General features: G+C 72.4%; 15 protein-coding genes. 6 read left to right on the forward strand and 9 right to left on the reverse strand.

Features of this window, described 5'->3' with window-relative positions; all coding sequences use genetic code 11:
- Window positions 1–39: 39 nt before the first annotated feature.
- The 3 genes from OG435_RS11630 (at window position 40) to OG435_RS11640 (ending at window position 6,456) form a co-directional block, all read left to right on the forward strand.
- On the forward strand, window positions 40–1,467 hold the full coding sequence (locus tag OG435_RS11630; protein ID WP_266881646.1) for a TIR-like protein FxsC: 1,428 nt from the start codon (window positions 40–42) through the stop codon (window positions 1,465–1,467).
- Window positions 1,451–5,467 (forward strand): FxSxx-COOH system tetratricopeptide repeat protein, encoded by a 4,017-nt coding sequence (fxsT, locus tag OG435_RS11635; RefSeq protein WP_266876752.1) that lies wholly within the window; start codon window positions 1,451–1,453, stop codon window positions 5,465–5,467. Before OG435_RS11630 ends, fxsT begins: the two co-directional genes overlap by 17 nt.
- Before the next feature lie 92 nt (window positions 5,468–5,559).
- The gene (locus OG435_RS11640) at window positions 5,560–6,456 is read left to right on the forward strand and encodes a DUF4231 domain-containing protein (RefSeq protein WP_266876753.1); all 897 of its coding nucleotides are present in this window, start codon (window positions 5,560–5,562) and stop codon (window positions 6,454–6,456) included.
- Between the two features lie 19 nt (window positions 6,457–6,475).
- On the opposite strand, the gene OG435_RS11645 is transcribed toward OG435_RS11640, so the two are convergent.
- The 5 genes from OG435_RS11645 to OG435_RS11665 all read right to left on the reverse strand — a co-directional run bounded on the left by OG435_RS11645 (window position 6,476) and on the right by OG435_RS11665 (window position 11,581).
- Window positions 6,476–6,955: a hypothetical protein gene (locus OG435_RS11645; protein ID WP_266876754.1), complete on the reverse strand. Its 480-nt coding sequence runs from the start codon at window positions 6,953–6,955 to the stop codon at window positions 6,476–6,478.
- A gap of 117 nt (window positions 6,956–7,072) precedes the next feature.
- On the reverse strand, window positions 7,073–7,897 hold the full coding sequence (locus tag OG435_RS11650; protein WP_266881648.1) for a S1 family peptidase: 825 nt from the start codon (window positions 7,895–7,897) through the stop codon (window positions 7,073–7,075).
- 198 nt (window positions 7,898–8,095) lie between these two features.
- Window positions 8,096–8,965: a DUF1684 domain-containing protein gene (locus OG435_RS11655; protein ID WP_266876755.1), complete on the reverse strand. Its 870-nt coding sequence runs from the start codon at window positions 8,963–8,965 to the stop codon at window positions 8,096–8,098.
- A 187-nt stretch (window positions 8,966–9,152) separates the two neighbouring features.
- Window positions 9,153–10,037 carry a S1 family peptidase gene (locus OG435_RS11660; protein ID WP_266876756.1) on the reverse strand — a complete coding sequence of 295 codons (885 nt, stop codon included), beginning with the start codon at window positions 10,035–10,037 and terminating at the stop codon, window positions 9,153–9,155.
- 374 nt (window positions 10,038–10,411) lie between these two features.
- Complete coding sequence (locus tag OG435_RS11665) at window positions 10,412–11,581, reverse strand: DUF5685 family protein (RefSeq protein WP_266876757.1); 1,170 nt, start codon at window positions 11,579–11,581, stop codon at window positions 10,412–10,414.
- 282 nt (window positions 11,582–11,863) lie between these two features.
- Between OG435_RS11665 and OG435_RS11670 the strand changes: the two genes are divergently transcribed.
- Window positions 11,864–12,316, forward strand: a complete 453-nt coding sequence (locus OG435_RS11670; RefSeq protein WP_214947996.1) for a cell division protein SepF — start codon at window positions 11,864–11,866, stop codon at window positions 12,314–12,316.
- A gap of 69 nt (window positions 12,317–12,385) precedes the next feature.
- Here the strand turns inward: OG435_RS11670 and OG435_RS11675 are convergent, their stop codons facing one another.
- Window positions 12,386–13,555 carry an acyl-CoA dehydrogenase family protein gene (locus tag OG435_RS11675; protein ID WP_266876758.1) on the reverse strand — a complete coding sequence of 390 codons (1,170 nt, stop codon included), beginning with the start codon at window positions 13,553–13,555 and terminating at the stop codon, window positions 12,386–12,388.
- Window positions 13,556–13,697: 142 nt separating this feature from the next.
- Here OG435_RS11675 and OG435_RS11680 point away from each other — a divergent pair, with 142 nt between their 5' ends.
- Window positions 13,698–14,690: a helix-turn-helix transcriptional regulator gene (locus OG435_RS11680; protein WP_266876759.1), complete on the forward strand. Its 993-nt coding sequence runs from the start codon at window positions 13,698–13,700 to the stop codon at window positions 14,688–14,690.
- A 335-nt stretch (window positions 14,691–15,025) separates the two neighbouring features.
- Here the strand turns inward: OG435_RS11680 and OG435_RS11685 are convergent, their stop codons facing one another.
- Window positions 15,026–16,228, reverse strand: a complete 1,203-nt coding sequence (locus OG435_RS11685; protein ID WP_266876760.1) for a phosphatase PAP2 family protein — start codon at window positions 16,226–16,228, stop codon at window positions 15,026–15,028.
- A gap of 271 nt (window positions 16,229–16,499) precedes the next feature.
- Window positions 16,500–17,624, reverse strand: a complete 1,125-nt coding sequence (locus tag OG435_RS11690) for a hypothetical protein (protein WP_266876761.1) — start codon at window positions 17,622–17,624, stop codon at window positions 16,500–16,502.
- A gap of 243 nt (window positions 17,625–17,867) precedes the next feature.
- Between OG435_RS11690 and OG435_RS11695 the strand changes: the two genes are divergently transcribed.
- Window positions 17,868–19,568: an MFS transporter gene (locus OG435_RS11695; protein ID WP_266876762.1), complete on the forward strand. Its 1,701-nt coding sequence runs from the start codon at window positions 17,868–17,870 to the stop codon at window positions 19,566–19,568.
- A 378-nt stretch (window positions 19,569–19,946) separates the two neighbouring features.
- Here the strand turns inward: OG435_RS11695 and OG435_RS50110 are convergent, their stop codons facing one another.
- Entirely contained in the window at window positions 19,947–20,702 is a 756-nt protein-coding gene (locus tag OG435_RS50110; protein ID WP_323187818.1) for a transglycosylase family protein, read from the reverse strand.
- Window positions 20,703–20,883: the final 181 nt, after the last annotated feature.

Below are 20,883 nucleotides of genomic sequence, written 5' to 3' on the forward strand. Positions count from 1 at the left end.
CTGAACGATGAGGGGATGTGGCGGAGCAGCTCCGGAATGATGTTTCTTCGCTCGCATCTTCGGGACGGGGGTCGTGTGCCCGCATCAGTGCAGCCGTACTTTTTTCTCAGTTATGCGCATACACCGAGGTTCGGGGCGGGAGGACCAGACCCGGACATGTGGGTGGAGCGGCTTTTCCGCGACCTCTGCAGCCATGTCATGGCACTGACGAACCTGCCCGCGGGAGCCGAGGCCGGCTTCATGGACCGGGAGATACGCAGCGGTGAGGGCTGGTCGGAACGACTCGGGGCGGCTCTCGCCACCTGCCGGGTCTTCGTCCCCCTGTTCTCGCCGCGCTACTTCGCCAGCGAGATGTGCGGGAAGGAATGGTTCGCCTTCGCGCAGCGCACCATCCACCACGTGGCACTCAGCAATCAGCCCGCCGAGGCCATCGTTCCCGCGTTATGGGTGCCGGTACCGCCCTCCCAACTACCCCTTCCCGCCGAGCGGTTGCAGTTCAACCACAACACCTTCGGCGAGCGGTACGTCACCGACGGGCTCTACGGCCTGATCAAACTGCGGGGCTACGCCGAGCAGTACGAGAGCGCCGTGTACGAACTCGCCAAACGGATCGTCCGGGTCGCCGAGACCGTCCGGCTCGACCCGATCCGGCCGCTCGACTACCGCCTCGTGCCCAGCGCCTTCGGCTCCCCGGGCAGCACTCCCGGGCCCACCGCCCGCACCCTGCACGTCACCGTGGCCGCCGCCTCCCGGCACGATCTGCCCGAGGGCCGCAGCCCCGAGTACTACGGGGACAGCGCGCTGGACTGGAACCCGTACCACCCGGTCTCCCAACGGCCCATCGCCTACGTGGCCGAGGACCTGGTCCGCAACCTCAACTACCAGACGACGGTGGGCTCGTTCGACGACGAGGCCGGTCACTTCGACTCCAAACAGCCGCCGACCCGGCCCGAGATCCTCATCGTGGACCGGTGGGCGGTGGAGGACGAGCAGCGCCGGCAGCGCCTGGCCGCCTTCGACCAGGAGTCCCGGCCGTGGATCAACGTGGTCGTGCCGTGGAACCGGTACGACCACCAGAGCCGCGCGAAGGAGAGCGAGCTGGCCCACCGGCTCGAGGACACCATGCCCGTCAAGATGAGCCAGGGCCGGGCCGCCTGCCGGGCCGCCGCCAACGGCGTGGCCAACATGGAGACGCTCGGGCAGATCCTGCCGCAGGTGGTCGAGGCCGCCGCCCAGCAGTTCCTCAGACACGCCCAGGTCTATCCACCGGCCGGCAGCCCCGCCGCCGGAACCGAACGGCCCCGGCTGCTCGGTCCGATGGGGATGAACGGGCCGCCGGCTCCACCACCGGCCCCCTTCCCGCCCACCGTGGGCGACACGGGCGACGGCTCCGGGCCGAGCGAGCGGGCCGGACTCACCGACAGCAACGACAACGACCGGGGGGACGCGGATGACATCGAGTCGTGACAGCCAGAGCCATGACAGCCAGCACGACAGCCGTGACGAGCACCGCGAGGGGCGCATCGTCACCTTCTACTCCTACAAGGGCGGCACCGGCCGCACGATGGCACTGGCCAACACCGCCTGGATCCTCGCCGCCAACGGCAAGCGGGTCCTCGCGGTGGACTGGGACCTGGAGGCTCCCGGCCTGCACCGCTTCTTCCACCCCTTCCTGGACCCCTCCACCCTCGGCGCCACCACCGGGGTCATCGACCTGATCAGCGAGTACGCGTGGGCGGCCACCAGCCCGGTGCAGCGCGCCGACGACTGGCACAAGGACTACGCGCGGATCCAGCCGCACGCCGTCTCGCTCACCCCCGAGACCCTCGGCTGGGAGTTCCCCGACGGCGGGACCCTCGACTTCGTCTCGGCGGGCCGGCAGAACCGCGAGTACTCGGCGACCGTCTCGACCTTCGACTGGGACAACTTCTACGACCGCCTCGGCGGCGGGCTCTTCTTCGACGCCTTACGGGCGGACATGAAGCGGAACTACGACTACGTCCTGATCGACAGCCGCACCGGCCTCTCCGACATAGCCGACATCTGCACGGTCCACCTGCCCGACGTCCTGGTCGACTGCTTCACCCTGTCCGACCAGTCCATCGACGGTGCGGCCTCCGTGGCCCGGCAGATCGACGAGCGGTTCAACGACCGCGGCATCAAGATCTACCCGGTCCCGATGCGCATCGACGAGGGCGAGAAGGAGAAGGCCGACGCGGGCCGCGCCCTGGCCCGGATCAAGTTCGACCGCTTCCCCAACGGCCTGATCGGGGACGACCTCACCTCCTACTGGGGCGCGGTGGAGATCCCGTACCGCCCCTACTACGCCTACGAGGAGACCCTGGCCACCTTCGGGGACGAGGCCGGGCTCACCAACTCCCTGCTCTCCGCCTTCGAACGGCTCACCGCCGTCGTCACCGAGGGCGACGTCACCTCCATGCCGGCCATCGGCGAGGAGGTGCGCCTGCGCATCCGCGACGCCTTCACCCGGCGCCGCCCCGCCCTGCCCGCGGACCTCTTCCTCTCCTACGTCGCCGAGAACCGCATGTGGGCCGACTGGATCGAATCGGTGCTCACCCGGGCCGGCTTCCGGGTCGTCCCCCGGGACGTCTCCGCCGAACGGACCCCGGACGCGGCCTCGGGGGACACCCTGGGCGGAGCCGGCATCAGCGTCGACAACGCCGCGCGGACCGTGGTGCTGCTCTCCAGCGCCTACCTCAAGTCCGCCCGCGCGGTGGACGTGTGGGAGCGGGCCGCGGCCGAGGACCCGACCGGGGGCCGGCGCCAGCTGGTGCCGCTGCGGGTGGGCGACGTACGCCTGTCGACCCCGTACATCGACCGCAATCCGGTGGACCTGTTCCGCCTCGACGAGGTGCACGCCACGACCGCGCTGCTGCGCGCGGTGGAACGGCCGATGGCGCTGCCCGACACCGTCGCCAGTGCCTCCGCGCCCGGCCCCCGCTTCCCGGGGACGGTCCCGAAGATCTGGAACGCGCCGCCCCGCAACCCCGGGTTCACCGGCCGCTCCATCGTGCTGGAGCGGATGCGCGACCAGCTCGGCGGCGGCATATCCGTGGTGCTGCCGCAGCCGCAGACCCTGTTCGGGCTCGGCGGCGTGGGCAAGACCCAGGTGGCGCTGGAGTACGTGCACCGGTTCATGGCCGACTACGACCTGGTCTGGTGGATCTCCGCCGAGCAGACCGACGACGTGGTCGCCGCCCTCGCGGAACTGGCCGTACGACTCGGCGCGCAGACCGGCGAGGACATGTCGGCCGCCTCCCAGGAGGCGATCGACCTGCTGCGGCGCGGGGTTCCCTCCTCGCGCTGGCTGCTCGTCTTCGACAACGCCGACGACCCCGAGACCCTCAAGCGGTACTTCCCGCCGGGCGGCCCGGGGCACGTGCTGGTCACCTCCCGCAACCAGTCCTGGTCCCAGTACGGCGACGCCCTCCCGGTGGACGTCTTCCTGCGCGAGGAGTCCATCGAGCACCTCCAGCGCCGGGCCCCCGGGCTCAGCAAGGAGGACGCCGAGCAGGTGGCCATCGCGGTCGGCGACCTGCCGCTGGCCGTCGAGCAGGCGGGCGCCTGGATCGCGGAGACCGCGACCCCGGTGTCCGCGTACATCGAGCAGCTCGCCCAGCAGGCCGCCCGGGTGCTGGCGCTGAACCAGCCGCCCGGCTACCCGGAGCCGGTGGCCGCCACCTGGAACGTCTCCATAGAACGGCTCCAGTCCCGCTCCCCCGCGGCCGTACGGCTGCTCCAGCTCTGCGCGTTCTTCGCGCCCGAGCCGATCTCGGCGAACCTGCTCTACAGCAAGGAGATGATCGACGCCCTGAAGCCGTACGACTCCTCCCTCCAGGAGAAGCTGGTCCTGGGCCGGGTCATCCGGGAGATCGGCCGGTTCGCCCTCGCCAAGGTCGACCAGGTCAGCAACAGCATCCAGGTCCACCGCCTGGTGCAGGCCGTGATCCGGGCGCAGCTCTCCGAGGAGGAGCAGCGCGAGGCCCGGCACGCGGTGCACCGGATCCTGGCGGGTGCGCGGCCGGACGACGACGAGCCGATAGACAACCCGGAGACCTGGCCGCGGTTCAACACCATCTGGCCGCACCTGACCCCCTCCGAGGCCCGGTTCTGCAAGGAGCCGGAGACCCGCCGGCTGCTGATCGACCGCGTCCGCTACCTCTGGAAGCGCGGTGACTTTAAGGCCGCGTACGCGCTGGGCGAGGAGCTGCGCGAGACCTGGCGCGAGACCCTGGGCGGCGACGACCTCCAGTACCTGTACCTGCGCTTCCACCTCTCCAACATCCTGCGCTCGCAGGGCCGGTTCGTGGAGGCGATGGAGCTGGACGAGGGCACCCTGGAGCGCCAGCAGGCGGCGCTGGGCGTCTCGCACCCGCACACCTACATGACCACGAGCGGTCTGGCGATGGACCTGGGCGCGCTCGGCCGCTACGGCGAGGCGATGGAGCTGGCGAACGCCGCGCACGAGGGCTTCGGGCAGATCTTCCACGAGGCGCACCCGCGCACCCTGGCCGCCGCGAACAACCTGGCGCTGAACCTGCGCATGATCGGGCAGTACGCGCGGGCCAGGGAGATCGACCAGGAGGTCTTCGACCGGCGCACCGAGGTGCTGGGCACGGACCACCCGTACACCCTGTCCTCGGCGCAGAACCTGGCGCGCGACCTGCGCGAGGTGGGCCGGTACGACGACTCGGTGCAACTGCTGAGCCGGACGTACGAGATCTACAAGCGGACCCTGGGCCGGGCCTTCCCCGGCACCCTGTCGGCGGCCAAGAACCTCGCGGTCTCCCTGCGCAGGGCGGGGGACGTGGAGGACGCGCTGCGGCTGACCACGGCGACCCGCAACCGATACCGGGCCAAGTACACCTCGGTCAACCCGGACCTGCTGGCCTGCGAACTGAACCTGGCCGCCGACCTGTTCGCGACCGGGGACCCGGGCGGTGCGCGGGACCTGGCCCAGGAGGTGGTGGACGAGTACGTGAAGGTGCCGGGCGAGCGGCACCCGTACACCCTGGCCGCGGTCAACAACCTCGCGGTGTTCCACTGGGGCACGGGTGCGGCGGACACCGCCGACACGATGCTGCGCCAGACCATCCACCACATGCGCGAGGTGCTGGGCGACAACCACCCGCACACCATCTTCGCCAACCTCAACCTGGCCAACGCCCGGGCCGACCTGGGCGATCCGGAGGGCGCCCTGGAGCTGGAGCGGATCTCGGTGATGCGGCTGCGCGAGGCGCTGGGCGTCCACCACCCGGAGACCCTGGCGAGCTCCTCCAACATGGCGGTCAGCCTGGACATGATGGGCCGCAAGGAGGAGGCGAACCGGGTACGGGCCGAGGCGGTGGCCGAGCTGACCCGGCTGCTCGGCGAGGACCACGGGCTGACCCGGTACGCCCGCGACGAGCGCCGGGTCCACCGGGACTTGGAGCCGCTGGCGGTGTGATCCGCGGGGGCGGCTCCCGCCGGGAGCCGCCCCCGCACCTCCCCCGATCCATGGACGAGCAGCAGACTGGGGGGTTCGCTGTGAGTGACAGCATGACCTTTCGCAACGAGGACCTGCCGGCCCTCTTCCACCACACCGACCAGGCGGCGATCTCCCGGCAGCGGGAATCCACCCAGGCCACGCGCGCCCAGCTGATGCTGCTCGTCGTGGCCGCCGCCGTCGCCGCCCTGCCCGCGGGGCCCAAGCTCGGCTCCGCTTACCTGTCGGGGCTCCTCAGCGTGCTCGCGTACGCCGGGGTGCTGGGCGTGGGCGTACGGGCCACCCGGCGCCGGGCGCGCCCGCAGTGGCAGCTCAACCGCAGCGCCGCGGAGTTCATCAAATCGCTGGCCTGGCGGTACGCCGTCCACGGCGCACCGTTCGGCAGCGAGGTCCCGGGCGTCGAGGAGACGTACCGGACCCGGCTGGAGGCGGGACTGAACGAGCTGCGGAAGATGGGCTGGGAGGATCCGCGGACGGCCGGGCCGGTGCCCGAGGGCGGGGAGATCACCGGGGCGATGTTCCGGCTGCGGGGGCTGGACTACCAGGTCCGCCGGGAGACGTACGTCCGCGACCGGCTGATCGAGCAGCGCAACTGGTACCAGCGCAAGACGGAGGTGTCCCGGCGCGCCACGGCCCTGTGGTCGTGGTCGATCGTGCTGCTGACCCTGCTGGCGCTGCTGTTCGCCCTCTTCGGGGCGTTCGGTTCGGGTCCGGGGCCGGCGCTGACCGGGCTGCTGAGCGCGGCGGCGACGGCCGGCATCGCCTGGAACGAGGTGCGGCGCCACCATCCGCTGATCGAGGCGCACACCCTGATCGAGCAGGACCTCTCCGCGATGATGGTCGTGATGCAGACGACGATCACGGAGACGCAGTGGCCGGCGGCGGTCTACGAGACCGAGCGGTACGTGTCCCCGCAGCACACGGACTGGCTGGCCCGGCACAGCAGTTGACCCGGGGGCGGGCGTGGCCTCAGTCCCGGGTCACGCCCTCCCGCCAGATCACGGTGACGGGCTTGCCGAGCTCGCGGGCGTAGGCGACGATCTCCGCGGTGCCGCCGTGCCCGCGTGCGGGCAGGCCGTCCCAGACGGCGACGAGGCGGTCGCAGGAGTCGGCGATCCAGGTTCCGGCCGCGTAGTAGGCCTCGTCGGTGGAGCGGGCGAAGTCCATCCGGACCTCCTGGGCGGCCCGGCGCTTGAGCCCCAGGTACCGGTCGAGCGCGCCGGCGTCCTCGAAGCCCTCCTCGTAGTCCCCGCTGGGGATGACCACGGTGAGGTCCGCGCCGCATTCCAGCGCGATGGCGGCGAACAGCTGGTCCGCTCCCTCGGCGAGGCTGGAGAGGGCCTCCAACGGCCCCTCGTGGCCACCGAGTACGGCCCGCAGGCCCTGCTCCACATGGCCGAGCAGCTCGTCCGGAATCGACCGGTGCCCGGTCACGCCGATTCGCTTCATGCAGAAACCCGCTCCCCCCGTGGACACGAACGCCCTGGACATCCTCCCAGAAGGCGGGAGGACGTCCAGGGGTGCGGCGGGGGCGCACGGGTCCGTGGTGCGGCCCCGGAGCGGGGGCTAGTACACGCTCACGCCGTACGCGTTGAGCGCCTCGACGACGGGCTGGAAGAACGTGGTCCCGCCCGAGGTGCAGTTGCCGCTGCCGCCGGAGGTGAGGCCGACCGCGCGGGTGCCGGAGTAGAGCGGGCCGCCGCTGTCACCGGGCTCGGCGCAGACGTTGGTCCGGATCATGCCGTAGACGACGTCGCCGCCGCCGTAGTTCACGGTGGCGTTGAGCCCGGTCACCGTGCCGCTGTGGATGCCGGTGGTGGAGCCTCGCCGGGTGACGGCCAGGCCGTTGGTGGCGTTGATGGCGCTGGTGATGTCCTGGCTGCCGACAGTCCCGGGGTGGGCGACGGCGGCGTTGTCGTAGCGGACGAGTCCGTAGTCGTTGTTCGGGAAGCTGGAGCCCACGGTGGGGCCAATGACGGTGGTGCGGGCGGAGTTGCTCCACCAGGTGCCCGCACCGTCGGTGCAGTGTCCGGCGGTCAGGATGTAGTAGGTGCTGCCGCTGCGGACGTTGAAGCCGGCCGAACAGCGCCAGCCGGAGGCGTAGATGGCGTCGCCGCCGGAGATCAGCTTCCTCAGCTTGCCGGGGGTGCGCTCGATGCGCAGGGCGGCCGCGTTCGCTCCGGCCTCGCTGCGGATCCTGGCGATGCTCGCCGCCGAGACGGTGGAGTCGGCGGTGACCACGAGGGTGCCGGTGGCGGGGTCGGTGTGCCAGGCGGTACCGGCCACGTCGGCGCGCAGGACCGAGGCGCCGGCGGAGGCGAGCCGGTCGGCGCTGAAGCCGCCGTCGGCGTGCGCGGCCGTGGGGGCGGCGAGGGCGGCCACCGCGGCCATGCCGGTGGCCACGGCGAACAGCCTGGAACGGATGATGCTCTTGATCGTCACTTGTCGTCCTCCCGAGTGGGGTTCGGAGGCCCGGCGGGGTGGGGTGGTGCCGGAGCCCGTGGAGGGCGGCCGGGGGCGCGGCGGACGAGATGGCGCTCGACGTGCCCCTGACAAGCCCCGAGAGACGCTGACGGGAGTCTCCTGGTGTCAGATACCGCTAGCAAGGGCGCCTTTCAGCCGCCTCTCGCCCGCCTCGATCCCGAAGGGCAGGGTGTTGCCCGGCGGAGGGAAGGGGCAGACGAAGTGGTCCACGAAGGCGCACGGCGGGAGCTGGACCCGGTTGAGGTCCACGGTCACGGAGCCGTCCGCGGCGGGGGTTCCGGGCTTGAGGAAGCGGAACCGGTAGCTGGAACGGCCTGCGGTGGCATCACCGATGACCGCCCAGAGGCTGCCGTCCTCCTCGTCCACCACGACCCGCAGCGTGTGCCGGGCGCCCGCGAAGGCGAAGCTCAGCTCCCCGCCCAGGCCGAGCCCGCGCACCCGCCCGTCCGCGTTCTCGACCTGGACCGTCCGGTCCTCGCCGTACGGGGTGAACCGCCCCGGGACCGCGTACGCCGGGTCGTACGGGGTCGCCTCGATCCCGGTGAAGGCCGCGCGGCCCGGTGCGGCCGGGTCGAACACCCGTACCGCCCATTCCCCTTCGCGCCGGATCACGACGAGCCGCACCTCCCCGGCGCGGAGCCTGGAGTGCGAGGGCGGGGCCCCGTCGGCGGCCAGGACGGCGGAGCCGGTGAGGGACTCGCCGTCCAGGGCGATCCCGTCCCCCGGAACGGCGGTCAGGGTCACGCCTCCGCCGCCGGCCCGCCAATGCCCCGGAACGGCCGGAATTCGACCTTCCGGGTAATCGGCGAGCCAGTGGGTGCCCGTCAGCGCGAGCGGCCCGTAGGGGGCGGACACGGTGGCCACCCGATGCTCGTGCCACTGCTTCCAGGCCGCGGCCGGATCCTCTGTGCCGTCCGTGGCACCGACGGCTTCGATTCCGTCGGTGCGGCCGGTGCCGGCTGCGTCAGCGCTCATGCCGCTCAACCCTTCCACACGGGCCCGGCCGGAAACCGGACGGTACGCCGTCCGGGCCTGTGCGCGTCCGGAAACACGGATGCCCCGGACACCCTCCCCACAGGGGGAGGACGTCCGGGGCGGTGTCGTGCTCGCGCGCGTCCGGTGGACCTGACGCCCGGACCCTGGGGCCCGGGGCGCCCAGGGACTAGAAGACGCTGACGTTGTACCGGGAGAGGGCTTCCTTCACGGGCTGGAAGTAGGTGGTTCCGCCCGAGGTGCAGTTGCCGTTGCCGCCGGAGGTGAGGCCGACCGCGTGGGTACCGGAGTACAGCGGGCCGCCGCTGTCGCCGGGCTCGGCACAGACGTTGGTCCGGATGAGGCCGTAGACGATCTCACCGTTGCCGTAGTTCACGGTGTAGTTCAGGCCGGTCACCTTGCCACCGTGGATACCGGTGGTGTTGCCGCGCCGCTTGACGGACAGGCCGACCTTGGCGCTGATGGCGTCCTTGATGTCCTGGCTGCCGACAGCACCCTTGTGCGACAGGGACTTGTTGTCGTAGCGGACGATCCCGTAGTCGTTCGTCGGGAAGCTGCTGCCGGCGGTGGCGCCGATCTTGGTGGAGCCGCTGGAGTTGGCGTACCAGGTGCCCGCACCGTCGGTGCAGTGGCCCGCGGTCAGCAGGTAGTAGATGCTGCCACGGCGCACGTTGAAGCCGAGGGAGCAGCGCCACTGCGAGGTCCAGATGCCGCTGCCGCCGGTGATCAGCTTCGACAGCTTGCCGTGGGTCCGCTCGATGCGCACCGCCGAGGCGTTGGCCCCGGCCTCCTTCTTGATCTTCTCTATGTTCGCGTCCGAGACGGTGGAGTCCGCGGTGACCACGAGGGCCCCCGTGTTCGGGTCCGTGCCCCAGGCGGTGCCGGCGACGTCGGAACGCAGCAGCGAGGCCTCCACCGCGGCGAGGCGCTCGGCGTTGACGCTGCCGCCGCTCGGGGCCTCGGACGCCGACGCGGGAACCGCGAGGGTGGCCACGGCGGTCAGCCCGGCGGCCACGGCGATGAGCCGGGAACGGAAGTTGCGCTTGGTCGTCACTTATTGTCCTCCCGAAGGGAATCGAAGCCCGGGGCTGGTGCAGTGCCCGGGATCGTGCGGGTAGCAGGGACCACGCCCGACAGATCGCCGTTCGCCGTGCCCCTGACAAACCCGGTAAATGCTATCGAAGAATTTCTGCCGTCAGCCCCGCCCGGCAAGAGCCGATTCCAGCCACTGTCCGCTTACGTCCGACCGACTCGACCGACATACTCCCTTGCCGCAGACCAGGTCTTGTCACCGCCCCCCGCCCACCGGCTGCCCGAACGGCTGGAAATCGCCCTACTGAATCACCGATGCGAGGGGCCGGGCCAAGCCCGTACCAAACCGGAACCAAGCCGTCACCAAGCCGGGGCCGAAGCCGGGCCGAAACGTCCTCAGCAGCCGTCACAGGGACAGCAGCAGCAGTCCCCGCAGCCGCAGTCGCTACAGCAGTCGCAGCCGTCGCAGCAGTCCCCCGCGTCGCACCACGGGTCCTTCCTCTCGCGGGACCACGGACCCTCGTGCTCCGCGCAGCACAGCTGGCAGGTGCAGAACAGCCCCACGGCCACCGCACAGCCCGGCAGCAGGTCCCGGCGCGGCCTGCGCGGAGGCGCCGGCGGCGGACCGAAGTCCACCGGGGGCGGACCGAAGGAGCCCACGGGGGCCCCGCCCGTCCCCACGTGGGCGGTATGGGCGGTATGCGCGCAGCCCGCGGTCCCGAAGGCCCGGTCCACCGAGGTGCGCAGCTCGTGCACGAGCAGCCGGTGAGCGAGCCCCGCGTCGGCGAACTCCACCTCCCGCAGTGCCAGCCGGATGCCGCGCAGCGCGTCGTCGCACAGCCTGCGCGCCTCGCCGCGGGGGGTCCCGGTGGCGGTCAGCGGGTTCCAGGCGCCCGCCGCCGCGTCCGCCGCCTGGTCCTCGACGGCGTCCAGCAGGTGCGCGAGCCGCCCGAAGTAGCGTCCCGCCTCGGCGAGCGCGGGGGCGTTGCCTGGCCGTCCGGCGAGGGTCGCGGTATGGGCGAAGGCGGCGGCCGTGGCGGTCTCGGTCGGCTCGGTCACCACGAGCACCGGCGTGCCCGCTCCGGCCAGGGTCTCGATGCCCGCCTGCCGGTCGACGGCGTCGACGAGCACGGCCGTGTCGAAGCCGAGCGAGGCCCCGGTACGGGCACCCGCCCGGTCCCAGCCACGGGCCACCCGGCGCGCCGCGAGCGCGATCGGGGCGCGGGCCAACAGCCCGTCCCGGTCGGCCACGTGGTCGCGCACCTTCGCGGAGGCCAGGACCAGCGAGACGGCGGCGGCGAGCCGCGCCCCCTCGCCGTTGGCCACGGCCGCGGTGCGCATGCCGCGCAGTGGACAGGGGCCGGCGGTGCGCCGGGAGCCCGGGGCGGGACCCGACTGAGCCTCCGTCAGAACGGAGACGAGCAGCCCGTCGTAGTTGGTCACGATCCTCGCGAACTGGCCGTGGTCCCCCCGAAGTGCCAGGCACAGCCCGCAGAGATGGGCCATCCACTCCGTCTTGAACCGTTCCCCCAGCCGGTGCGTGCATGGTCTGACGATGCCGAACAAAACGATTCCCCCGTGTGTCATACGCGTGCTGACGGGCATGGTAGCGAGACCGGCCGTCACCCGTACGCCCCCGGCAGTCACCCGTACGGCGGCGCCGGTCGTATTTTCACTCAGTCAGCAGCGGTAGCCGCCCGGATCCTTGACGGTGCAACGGATGTTCTGCACCAGTACCGTCACGAAACCCCTGCGCGGCGCCTATCCACTTGGCGCGTTGTCAGCATCATGGACGACGATAGGAACGCGGAAGAGAAGACAGACTGACCGCGATGAAAGGAGGCGTCCATGGGTTCGGTGCGCAAGGCGAGTGCCTGGCTGGGTCTCGTAGAGGACAGCGACGACGAGCGTTACTACGACGACGACTACGCGGAGGCCCCGCAGGGGGGTTCGGTGGTCGGCCCCGGCGAGCAGTGGGTCACGGACCCGCGCGTCAAGGTGGCGTCGGAGTCCGCCGTCGAGCAGGGCCGCCGCATCGCGACGGTCACCCCGGACGGCTTCCGCGACGCCCGCGGCATCGGCGAGCTGTTCCGTGACGGTGTCCCGGTCATCGTGAACCTCTCCTCGATGGACCCGGGCGACGCGAAGCGCGTGGTCGACTTCGCGGCCGGTCTGACCTTCGGCCTGCGCGGTTCGATCGAGCGGGTGGCGACCAGGGTCTTCCTGCTGACCCCGGCCGACACCCAGATCGTGAGCGGCGAGTCCGGCGGCCGCTCGCGTGACTTCTTCAACCAGAGCTGAGCAAGGCCCTCACCGGCCGCCTCCGGCTTCCTTCCGGCCCTCCCGGCATCCAGTGGGCCCCACCCGGCCCTAGCGGAAGGCGTCGAGCCCGGTGAGCGCCTTGCCCAGCACGAGCTGGTGCATCTCGACGGTCCCCTCGTAGGTGAGGACCGATTCGAGGTTGGTGGCGTGCCGCATGACGGGGTATTCGAGGGAGATCCCGTTGGCACCGAGGATCGTCCGCGCGGTGCGACAGATCTCGATGGCCTCGCGGACGTTGTTGAGCTTGCCGAAGCTGATCTGCTCCGGCCGCAGGGTCCCCGCGTCCATCCGCCGTCCCAGGTGATGGGCGAGCAGGATCCCCTTGTGGAGTTCCAGCGCCATGTCCGCGAGCTTGGCCTGCGTGAGCTGGAAGCCGCCGATGGGCCTGCCGAACTGCTCGCGGGTCTTCGCGTAGTCGAGCGCCGATTCGAAGCTGGCGCGCGCCGCGCCCATCGAACCCCAGACGATCCCGTACCGCGCGTGGCTGAGACAGCCGAGCGGCCCCTTGAGCCCGGTGACGCCCGGGAGCACCGCGTCGGCGGGCAGCCGTACGTCGTCCATGACCAGCTCGCTGGTCACCGAGGCGCGCAGGGACCACTTGTGCTTGATCTCCGGGGCGGAGAAGCCCGCGCTGTCCGTGGGGACGGCGAAGCCGCGGATCCCCTCCTCGGTCTGCGCCCAGACGACGGCCACGGCGGCCACCGAGCCGTTGGTGATCCACATCTTGCGGCCGCTCAGCACCCAGTCCGAGCCGTCGCGCTTGGCGTGCGTGCGCATCGCGCCGGGGTCCGACCCGACGTCGGGCTCGGTCAGCCCGAAGCAGCCGATGAGCTCGCCGGCGGCCATGCCGGGCAGCCACCGCTGCTTCTGCTCCTCGGAGCCGTACTTCCAGATCGCGTACATCGCGAGGGACCCCTGTACGGACACCAGGGAGCGGATCCCGGAGTCGGCGGCCTCCAGTTCCAGGCAGGCGAGCCCGTACTGCACGGCGCTCGCGCCCGCGCAGCCGTAGCCCTGGAGCGACATCCCGAGGGCGCCGAGGGCGCCGAGCTCCTTGGCGATCTCCCGGATCCCGGGCAGCTCGCCGTTCTCGTACCACTCGGCGATGTTCGGCAGGACCCGGTCCGCGGCCCAGCCGCGGACGGTGTCCCGGATGGCGAGGTCCTCGGGCGTGAGGAGTTCGTCGAGCCCGAGCGGGTCGGTGGGAACGAAGGACACTGCGCCTCCTGGCAGGCCGGGATCACAAAACCTAGCGCCGCAAGTTTGTCGGTCCGCCGGTCCGCGGTCCACCCGCTTCCGGTGTGACCCCGGTCCTGCGGCGCCGGTCGTGCGGCCCCGGTCGTGCGGGCAGACTGCGGACATGCTCGATACCTCCGCGCGACTGCTGCGTCTGTTGTCCCTGTTGCAGGCCCACCGGGAATGGACCGGGGCCGACCTGGCCGGCCGGCTCGGCGTGACGCCGCGGACCGTGCGCCGGGACGTGGACCGGCTGCGGGAGCTCGGCTACCCCGTGAACGCCAGTCCGGGCACCGGCGGCGGGTACCAGCTGGGGGCCGGCGCCGAGCTGCCGCCGCTGCTGCTCGACGACGACGAGGCCGTCGCCGTGGCGGTCGGGCTGCGGACCGCCGCCGGGAACGGCGTGGAGGGCATCGGCGAGGCCTCCGTACGGGCGCTGGCGAAGCTGGAGCAGGTGCTGCCGTCACGGCTGCGGTCCCGGGTGTCCGCGCTGAACCGGTTCACCGTGCCCATGCTCCGGGGGGCGGGCGCGTCCACCGTCGACCCCTCCGTCCTGACCGAGCTGGCCGGCGTCTGCCGCGACACCGAGCGGCTGCGCTTCGGCTACCGGGACCACGGGGGAACCGTCACCCGCAGGACCGTCGAACCGCACCGGCTGGTGTGCAGCGAGCGCCGCTGGTACCTCGTCGCCTGGGATCTGGACCGGGAGGACTGGCGGACCTTCCGGGTGGACCGGATCGAGCCCAGGCCCCCGCACGGACCGCGCTTCACCCCGCGCCCGCCGCCCGCCGGGGACCTCGCCGCCTACGTCTCCCGGGGCATCTCCCAGCGGGTGTACGCGGCCCGCGCGGTCATCCGGCTGCGCGTGCCCGAGCAGGAGGCCGCGCGGATCATCGGGCCGGCCGACGGGACCCTGGAGCCGCTCGACGAGCAGAGCTGCATCCTGCGCACCGGGGCGGTCAACCTCGATGTCCTGGTGATTCACATCATGATGATCGGGTGTGAGTTCGAGGTCGTCGAACCGGCCGAGCTGACGGACCGGATCCGGGCCGCGCGAGATCGGCTCGGCAGGTCTCTGGAACCGCGTGAAGCGGCCGGAGAAGTGAAGGAGTTGTAAGGAAGCGGAGGGGGCCCCAGGTGCACTCCGGCCACAATTACGGGGAGTTCTGGAGAAATTCGAAACAGAATTCATCTCGGGCGTGTCGCCGGACGGCAAATAAAAGGTCCGGACGAACTCCACCGTGGGAGACTGTCGACAATCCGTGACCCAAGCGTGACCCGGTATGGAGGAACGTCCGGGCGCGGGGCTGACGTTCCGGCCCTTTCGCCCCCGGGCCGGCCCCGAAGGGCCGACGCGTCCACGGCGGTCCCCGGACGCACCGCGGCGGGCCCCGGTCGTCGGACCGGGACCCGCCGTGGACGTGCGAGCGGAGGGTGTGCGTACCGTCCGGCTCAGCCTCCGGCGGCCGGGCGGGGCGCCGCGCCGCGCACCGGGGCGCGCTCCGCGTGGGCCGGACGGCGGCTGCCGGCCGGGGTGAGCGGGGTCCGCTCGGAGCGGATCAGGTGCGGACGGGCGGAGAGGGGAGCCGGCCGGGCGGCGGGCTGGTGCCCGGCCGGCACGGAAGCGGAGGCGGCTGCGCCGCCGGCCGACGCCGACGCCGGAACCGGGACCTGGACCGGCTCGGCCGGCTCCGGCTGCCGCAGGACCACGGGCTGCACGGAGCGCACGGACGCCGCGGGCACGAGCTCCGCGGGCACGGGCTCAGCAGGCTGTACGGGCTGCGCCGGCTGCCGCTCGGACGGCTCCCCGGACGGCCGCTGGAGCTGCCACTTGCCGCCGGCCGAGAGCAGCGGGACGAGCAGCCCGGTGAGGGCCTCGGGCACCCGCCCGGCCTCCACGAGGCTGCGCAGCCGGGCGCGTACGTCGAAGACGTAGGCCTCGACCCTGGCGATGAGCGGCTCGAACCACGGCAGCGCCAGCAGCACCAGCAGACCGGCGAGCCAGCCGAGCAGGACGTCGCTGACCCAGTGGGTGCCGAGGTAGACGGTGGTCGCGCCGACGCTCAGGGAGACCACGGCGGAGACCAGGGAGAGCACCCGGCGGGTCACCCCCGTGGAGGCCAGGTAGGCCAGGATTCCCCAGGTCACCACTGCATTGGCGGTGTGGCCGGAAGGAAATATATCGCCGCCCGCGAAGAGCTCCGCGGAGCCGATCTGGGTGGCGTAGTGCGGACCGAGCCGGCCCAGGCCGAGCTTGACGGCGCCCACGGTGATGTTGAGCAGCAGCAGCGCCACGCCGAGGGTGATCAGCGGGCGGAGGGTGTGCTGCCGCCAGGACCGCCAGCCGAGCCACGCGGCGACCATGACCGCGGTGGGGCCGCGCTGGCCCAGGACGACGAGGTAGTCGAGGAAGGCGTGGAGCTCCGGCCACTGCTCGTACGGCCGGAAGAACATGATCTGCCAGTCGAGGCGGACGAGCCAGGTAGTGGTCAGGACCGCGACGACGATGGCGAGGTAGATGCCGAGGGTCGCCCCGAGGAGCACGACGCGGTGCCGGCTCATCCGCGGTGTTTGCAGATGAGCCGGTCGCTCTGGTTCCCTGTCCAGCCGGGCGAACACCCGCTCCAGTCTGGGCAGGATTTGGTCGGTACGCACTCAATCGACGTTACCGCGCGCGGATGGGCGGCCCGGTCGAATCGCGGGCTTTGTGATGACCATGTGATGTGGAGTTGCTCTCACACGGGACTTAATTCCCGGCATTCGTCCTTTGGTTGGAGCGGGGAAGGTCCCTTCCTCCGATCTTTTCCTCGCACACTTAGGCCGCGTTTATCACTCCCGCTCAATTGCTTTGCCCAAAGATGGAGCGGAATGATCCATTCCGTGATCGTGGAGCGCCGGGCACCGTCGCGGCCCGTCCCGGCGCGGCCTACGGAGGCCCCGAGCCGTTCAGCCAGAGGGCCCCGTACGCGGCCGAGGCGGCAGCCGCCACGCCCAGTACCGCGGCCGCCCGGCCGGTCCGCCACCGGGCCAGTGCCACCGCCGGCGGGAACACCAGCGGGAAGGCGGGCAGCAGCAGCCGGGGCTTGGAGCCGAAGTACCCGGAGGCGCACAGGGCCAGGGCCACCACGATCCCCGCGTACACCAGCAGCGGCAGCGGCTGGCGGCGGCGCACGCAGAGCGCGTACAGCCACAGCACCAGCGCGACGCCGGCGATCAGCCCGATCCCGGCGAGGAGGGTGGGGAGGCCCGGGGAGGTCAGCCGCGCCCCGATGAACCGGGCGAACGCCAGGCCGCCGTCGAAGCCGTTGCCCCAGCCGCCCTGCACGTCGAGGTACCCGGTCAGGCCGCCCCCGGTGCGCGCTCCCACCCACAGCACGTACGCCGCCGCGCCGAGCGGGGCCAGCAGGGCCCCCGCCACCGGCCGCCAGGAGCGCTCCCGGCCGCGCAGGGCCAGGGCGGCGGCCACCCACACCGCCGCGACCACGGCGGCTCCGACCGGCCGGGTCAGCCCCGCCCCGGCCGCGAGCAGGCCGGCGGTGATCCAGTGCCCGCGCAGGACCCCGTAGAGGCTCCAGGCGGCCAGTGCGGTGAACAGCGCCTCGCTGTACGCCATCGACTGCACGATCCCGACGGGCAGCGCGGCCCAGACCCCGACGGCGAACACTCCGGCCCGGCGGCCGTGGACCGACTCGGCGACCGCGAAGATCCCCCAGGCCGCGGCGAGCCCGGCGAGCGCCGACACCACCAGGCCCGCGGAGCCGTACCCGAGCCCTGTGACGGCCGAGACCAGCCGCTCCAGCCAGGGCAGCAGCGGGAAGAAGGCCAGGTTGGAGTGGACGTCGCCGTTGGGGAGCGCCACCTCGTACCCGTACCCCTCGGCGGCGATGCGGGCGTACCAGAGGGAGTCCCAGCGGGCCGAGAGCAGCGTGTGCGCGCTGCTGCCGGCCACCGCCCCCCACACCGCGAGCACGGTCAGCCCCAGCAGCCGCACCGCCACGAACACGGCCAGGGCGGGCGCGGCCCGGCGAAATCCAAGATCCTTCACGGGCATGATTATCGAGGTCCGGGGCAGCCGCGCCCGGGCAGGAGTGCCGAGGTGGGACGAGTGGCGCACACCACAGCGCGGCCGACGGCGGGATGAGAGCTTGACCACGTGTCGGAGAGCCGAACTCGCGTACGCTGACTCTTCACTCGCGTGTCGACGCCGGACCCCGTAGGACGCCACCCTCCCCACCCGTGGCGCCCGAAGCACGCTGGTCCGCCGAGTGCGAGGGATCACCTGGGAGGTACATGCATGTCGGGGACGAACGTGACCGGCGACAGGAAGCCTTCCCCCTGGCAGCGACTGCGGCGACTCGGCGCGTCCTGCGGCGGGGCCAACCGCTGGGCCGTCCTGGCGGTCCTGTGCGTGAGCCTGGTGCTCGTCGCGCTCGACGCGACGATCCTGCACGTGGCCGTCCCCTCCGTCACCGAGGACCTGCGCCCCGGCCCGATGGAACTCCTCTGGATCGTCGACGCCTACCCGCTGGTCTGCGCCGCCCTCCTCATCCTCTTCGGCACCCTCGGTGACCGCGTGGGCCGCCGCCGCGTCCTGCTCCTCGGCTACGGGCTCTTCGGCGCGGCCTCGGCCCTGGCCGCCCTCGCCGACAACGCCCAGGTCCTGATCGCCGCCCGGGCCCTGCTGGGCGTCGGCGGCGCGATGATCATGCCCGCCACCCTGTCGATCCTGCGCCAGGTCTTCCCCGACCGGCGCGAGCGGGCCCTGGCCATCGGCATCTGGACCGCCGTGGCCGCCGTCGGCGCGGCCGGCGGCCCCGTCCTCGGCGGCTTCCTGGTCCAGCACTTCTGGTGGGGCTCGGTCTTCCTCATCAACATCCCGCTCATGATCATGATCCTGCCGCTGGGACGGTGGCTGCTGCCCGAGTCCAAGGGCTCCACCGACGGTCCCTGGGACGTGCTCGGCGCGCTCATGGCCGCCGCCGGCGTGCTCGGCGCGGTCCTCGGGGTCAAGCGCCTCGGCGCGGAGCGCCAGCTCGCCGACCCGCAGGCACTGGTCCCGCTGCTGGTCGGAGCCGCGCTCCTGATCCTCTTCGTACGGCGCCAGAAGCGCCGCGCGCACCCGCTGATCGACATGCGGATGTTCTCCCGCCCTGCCTTCACCACCTCCGTGGGCTGCATCGTGCTGGCCATGCTGGCACTGGTCGGCCTGGAACTGATCGCCGTCCAGTACCTCCAGCTCGTGCTGCACCTGAGCCCCCTGGAGACCGGGCTGCGCCTGCTGCCGCTCACCTTCGCCGCGATGGCCGCGGGCGCGACCGGCTCGTACACGCTGGCCCGGACCGGCCCGCGCAGGATGGTCTCGCTGGGCTTCGTCCTGACCGCCGGCGCGGTCCTGCTCCTGACCTTCATGGGCCAGCACGACCGCCCGGTCCTCCTGACGGTGGGCTTCGTCCTGCTCGGCTTCGGCCTCCAGACCACGCTCTTCGCGGCCTACGAATCCATGCTGAGCGAGGCTCCGGCCGCGACGGCCGGCGGCGCCGCCTCGATCGGGGAGACCTCCTACCAGCTCGGCGCCGGCATGGGCATCGCGCTGCTGGGCAGCGTGATGAACGCCGCCTACGCACCGGGCCTGACCTCGGTCCCCGGGGTCTCGGAAGCCGACTCCACCGGCGCCTCCCACTCCCTGGGCGAGGCCTACCAGATCGCGGCCCGCCTCGGCGGCCCGGCCGGCGAATCCCTCTTCTCGGCCGCCCGCCACTCCTTCGTCCACGGCCTCCACGTGACCCTCCTCGTCAGCGCGGCCCTCCTCCTGGCGGGCGCCGCGATGGCCCTGAAGCTCCCCCGCGCGATGGAGTGCGCGGACGCGGAGGCTGTCCCCGCCCGCCTCCCGGTACAGCCGGGCCCCGAGCCGTCGCCCCTGTCGGCACCCACGGGCGCCCGTATCCCGGCCCAGCCCTCCCCCGACCACGACCCGGTGATCGGCCACCCTGCCTGACCCCTCCGCACGGAGGGCCGGTGCGGGTGGGTGGTCCCCGCGATGCAGTCCCCTACCCGCCCTTCGCCCGTTCCCCGGGGCTGCACCCCGGACCCCGCGGCTCAAACGCCGGCGGTGCTGAATGTGCCCGGCCTCGGCCGGACGGCGCGGAACGCCATTTCAGCCGGTCCGGCGTCTGGGGACCGGGTCCGGGCCGAGCCCAGGGGCCTCCTCCAGCCCCGCCGGCGCTCGAGAACCAGATCCGGGCCGAGCCCAGGGGCCTCCTCCAGCCCCGCCGGCGTTTGAGGCGCGGGTCAGGGCGGAGCCCTGGGAACGGTGGAAGGGCGGGTAGGGGACAGCCCCGCAGGGCCCACCCACCCCCACAGGCCCGGCGGCCCGCTACGCCCGCGCCCCCACCGGGCCGGGGCCGACGGACGGCTCCACCCGGGACGGCGCAGCCGACGACGCCGAAGGCGACGGCACGGCCGGAGCCGGCGACACCGGGGGCGGCGACACCCCCGCGGCCGGAGCCGGCGACACCGGCGGCGCCACCGGCGCGGCCACCTCCTCCCCCACAGGCGGCAGCCTCAGCAGCGTCCCGATCCGCAACACCCCCGGCCGCGCCCCGATCACCCCCCGGTTCGCCGCATAGAGCGCCTCCCACCCACCCCGCACCCGATGCCTCCGCGCGATCCCCGCCAACGTGTCCCCGCCCCGCACCACGTGCATCCGCCCCGCCAGCCCGTACCGCTTCGCGCAGACGGGCCACGCCTCCCAGCCCTGGCTCCCCAGCAGTTCCTCCCCCACCCGGATCTGCTGTTCCCGGGTGGCGAGGTCCGCCCTCGGCGCGAAGGCCAGCCCCCCGTGCTCCTCCCACGTCGGCTGCCAGAACTGCAGCCCGCCGTAGAAGCCGTTCCCGGTGTTCACCGCCCAGCGGCCCCCGCTCTCGCAGTCGGCCACGCAGTCCCAGGGCCACTGCCCGCCGGGCCCGCAGTCCACGGCCCGACCGGGCGCCCCGGGCCGCGGCGGAGGCGGCGCTGCGACCACAGAGGCCGATGCCGACGTCGACACCGGCACGAGGAGCACCAGCGCCACAGCCCCCGCCACCGCCACCGCCACCGCGCCCACCCCACCCGGAACCCCGAAGTTGCGCATCGCGTCACGCTACGCAGCCCCGTACCACCCCCCGCGCTCGCCACACCGCGCCCCGCGCGCCCCCACCCGCTCGGCCCACCGCCCAAACGACCAGCACCGGCCATCAACTGCGCACAACCAAAAAACAGTTGGCACGAAAACAACGGCCCTGTCGGACCGTTCACTCCTTCGGGGGTCCGGT

This window comes from Streptomyces sp. NBC_01264 (assembly GCF_026340675.1).
Taxonomy (GTDB): Bacteria; Actinomycetota; Actinomycetes; order Streptomycetales; family Streptomycetaceae; genus Streptomyces.

Bases quoted from the DNA above. Each gene is read 5' to 3' on its own strand.
- OG435_RS11630 (WP_266881646.1), top strand. From the start codon at position 40: ATGTTTCTTCGCTCGCATCTTCGGGACGGGGGTCGTGTGCCCGCATCA.
- fxsT (WP_266876752.1), top strand. From the start codon at position 1,451: ATGACATCGAGTCGTGACAGCCAGAGCCATGACAGCCAGCACGACAGC.
- OG435_RS11640 (WP_266876753.1), top strand. From the start codon at position 5,560: ATGACCTTTCGCAACGAGGACCTGCCGGCCCTCTTCCACCACACCGAC.
- OG435_RS11645 (WP_266876754.1), bottom strand. From the start codon at position 6,955: ATGAAGCGAATCGGCGTGACCGGGCACCGGTCGATTCCGGACGAGCTG.
- OG435_RS11650 (WP_266881648.1), bottom strand. From the start codon at position 7,897: ATGGCCGCGGTGGCCGCCCTCGCCGCCCCCACGGCCGCGCACGCCGAC.
- OG435_RS11655 (WP_266876755.1), bottom strand. From the start codon at position 8,965: ATGAGCGCTGACGCAGCCGGCACCGGCCGCACCGACGGAATCGAAGCC.
- OG435_RS11670 (WP_214947996.1), top strand. From the start codon at position 11,864: ATGGGTTCGGTGCGCAAGGCGAGTGCCTGGCTGGGTCTCGTAGAGGAC.
- OG435_RS11680 (WP_266876759.1), top strand. From the start codon at position 13,698: ATGCTCGATACCTCCGCGCGACTGCTGCGTCTGTTGTCCCTGTTGCAG.
- OG435_RS11690 (WP_266876761.1), bottom strand. From the start codon at position 17,624: ATGCCCGTGAAGGATCTTGGATTTCGCCGGGCCGCGCCCGCCCTGGCC.
- OG435_RS11695 (WP_266876762.1), top strand. From the start codon at position 17,868: ATGTCGGGGACGAACGTGACCGGCGACAGGAAGCCTTCCCCCTGGCAG.
- OG435_RS50110 (WP_323187818.1), bottom strand. From the start codon at position 20,702: ATGCGCAACTTCGGGGTTCCGGGTGGGGTGGGCGCGGTGGCGGTGGCG.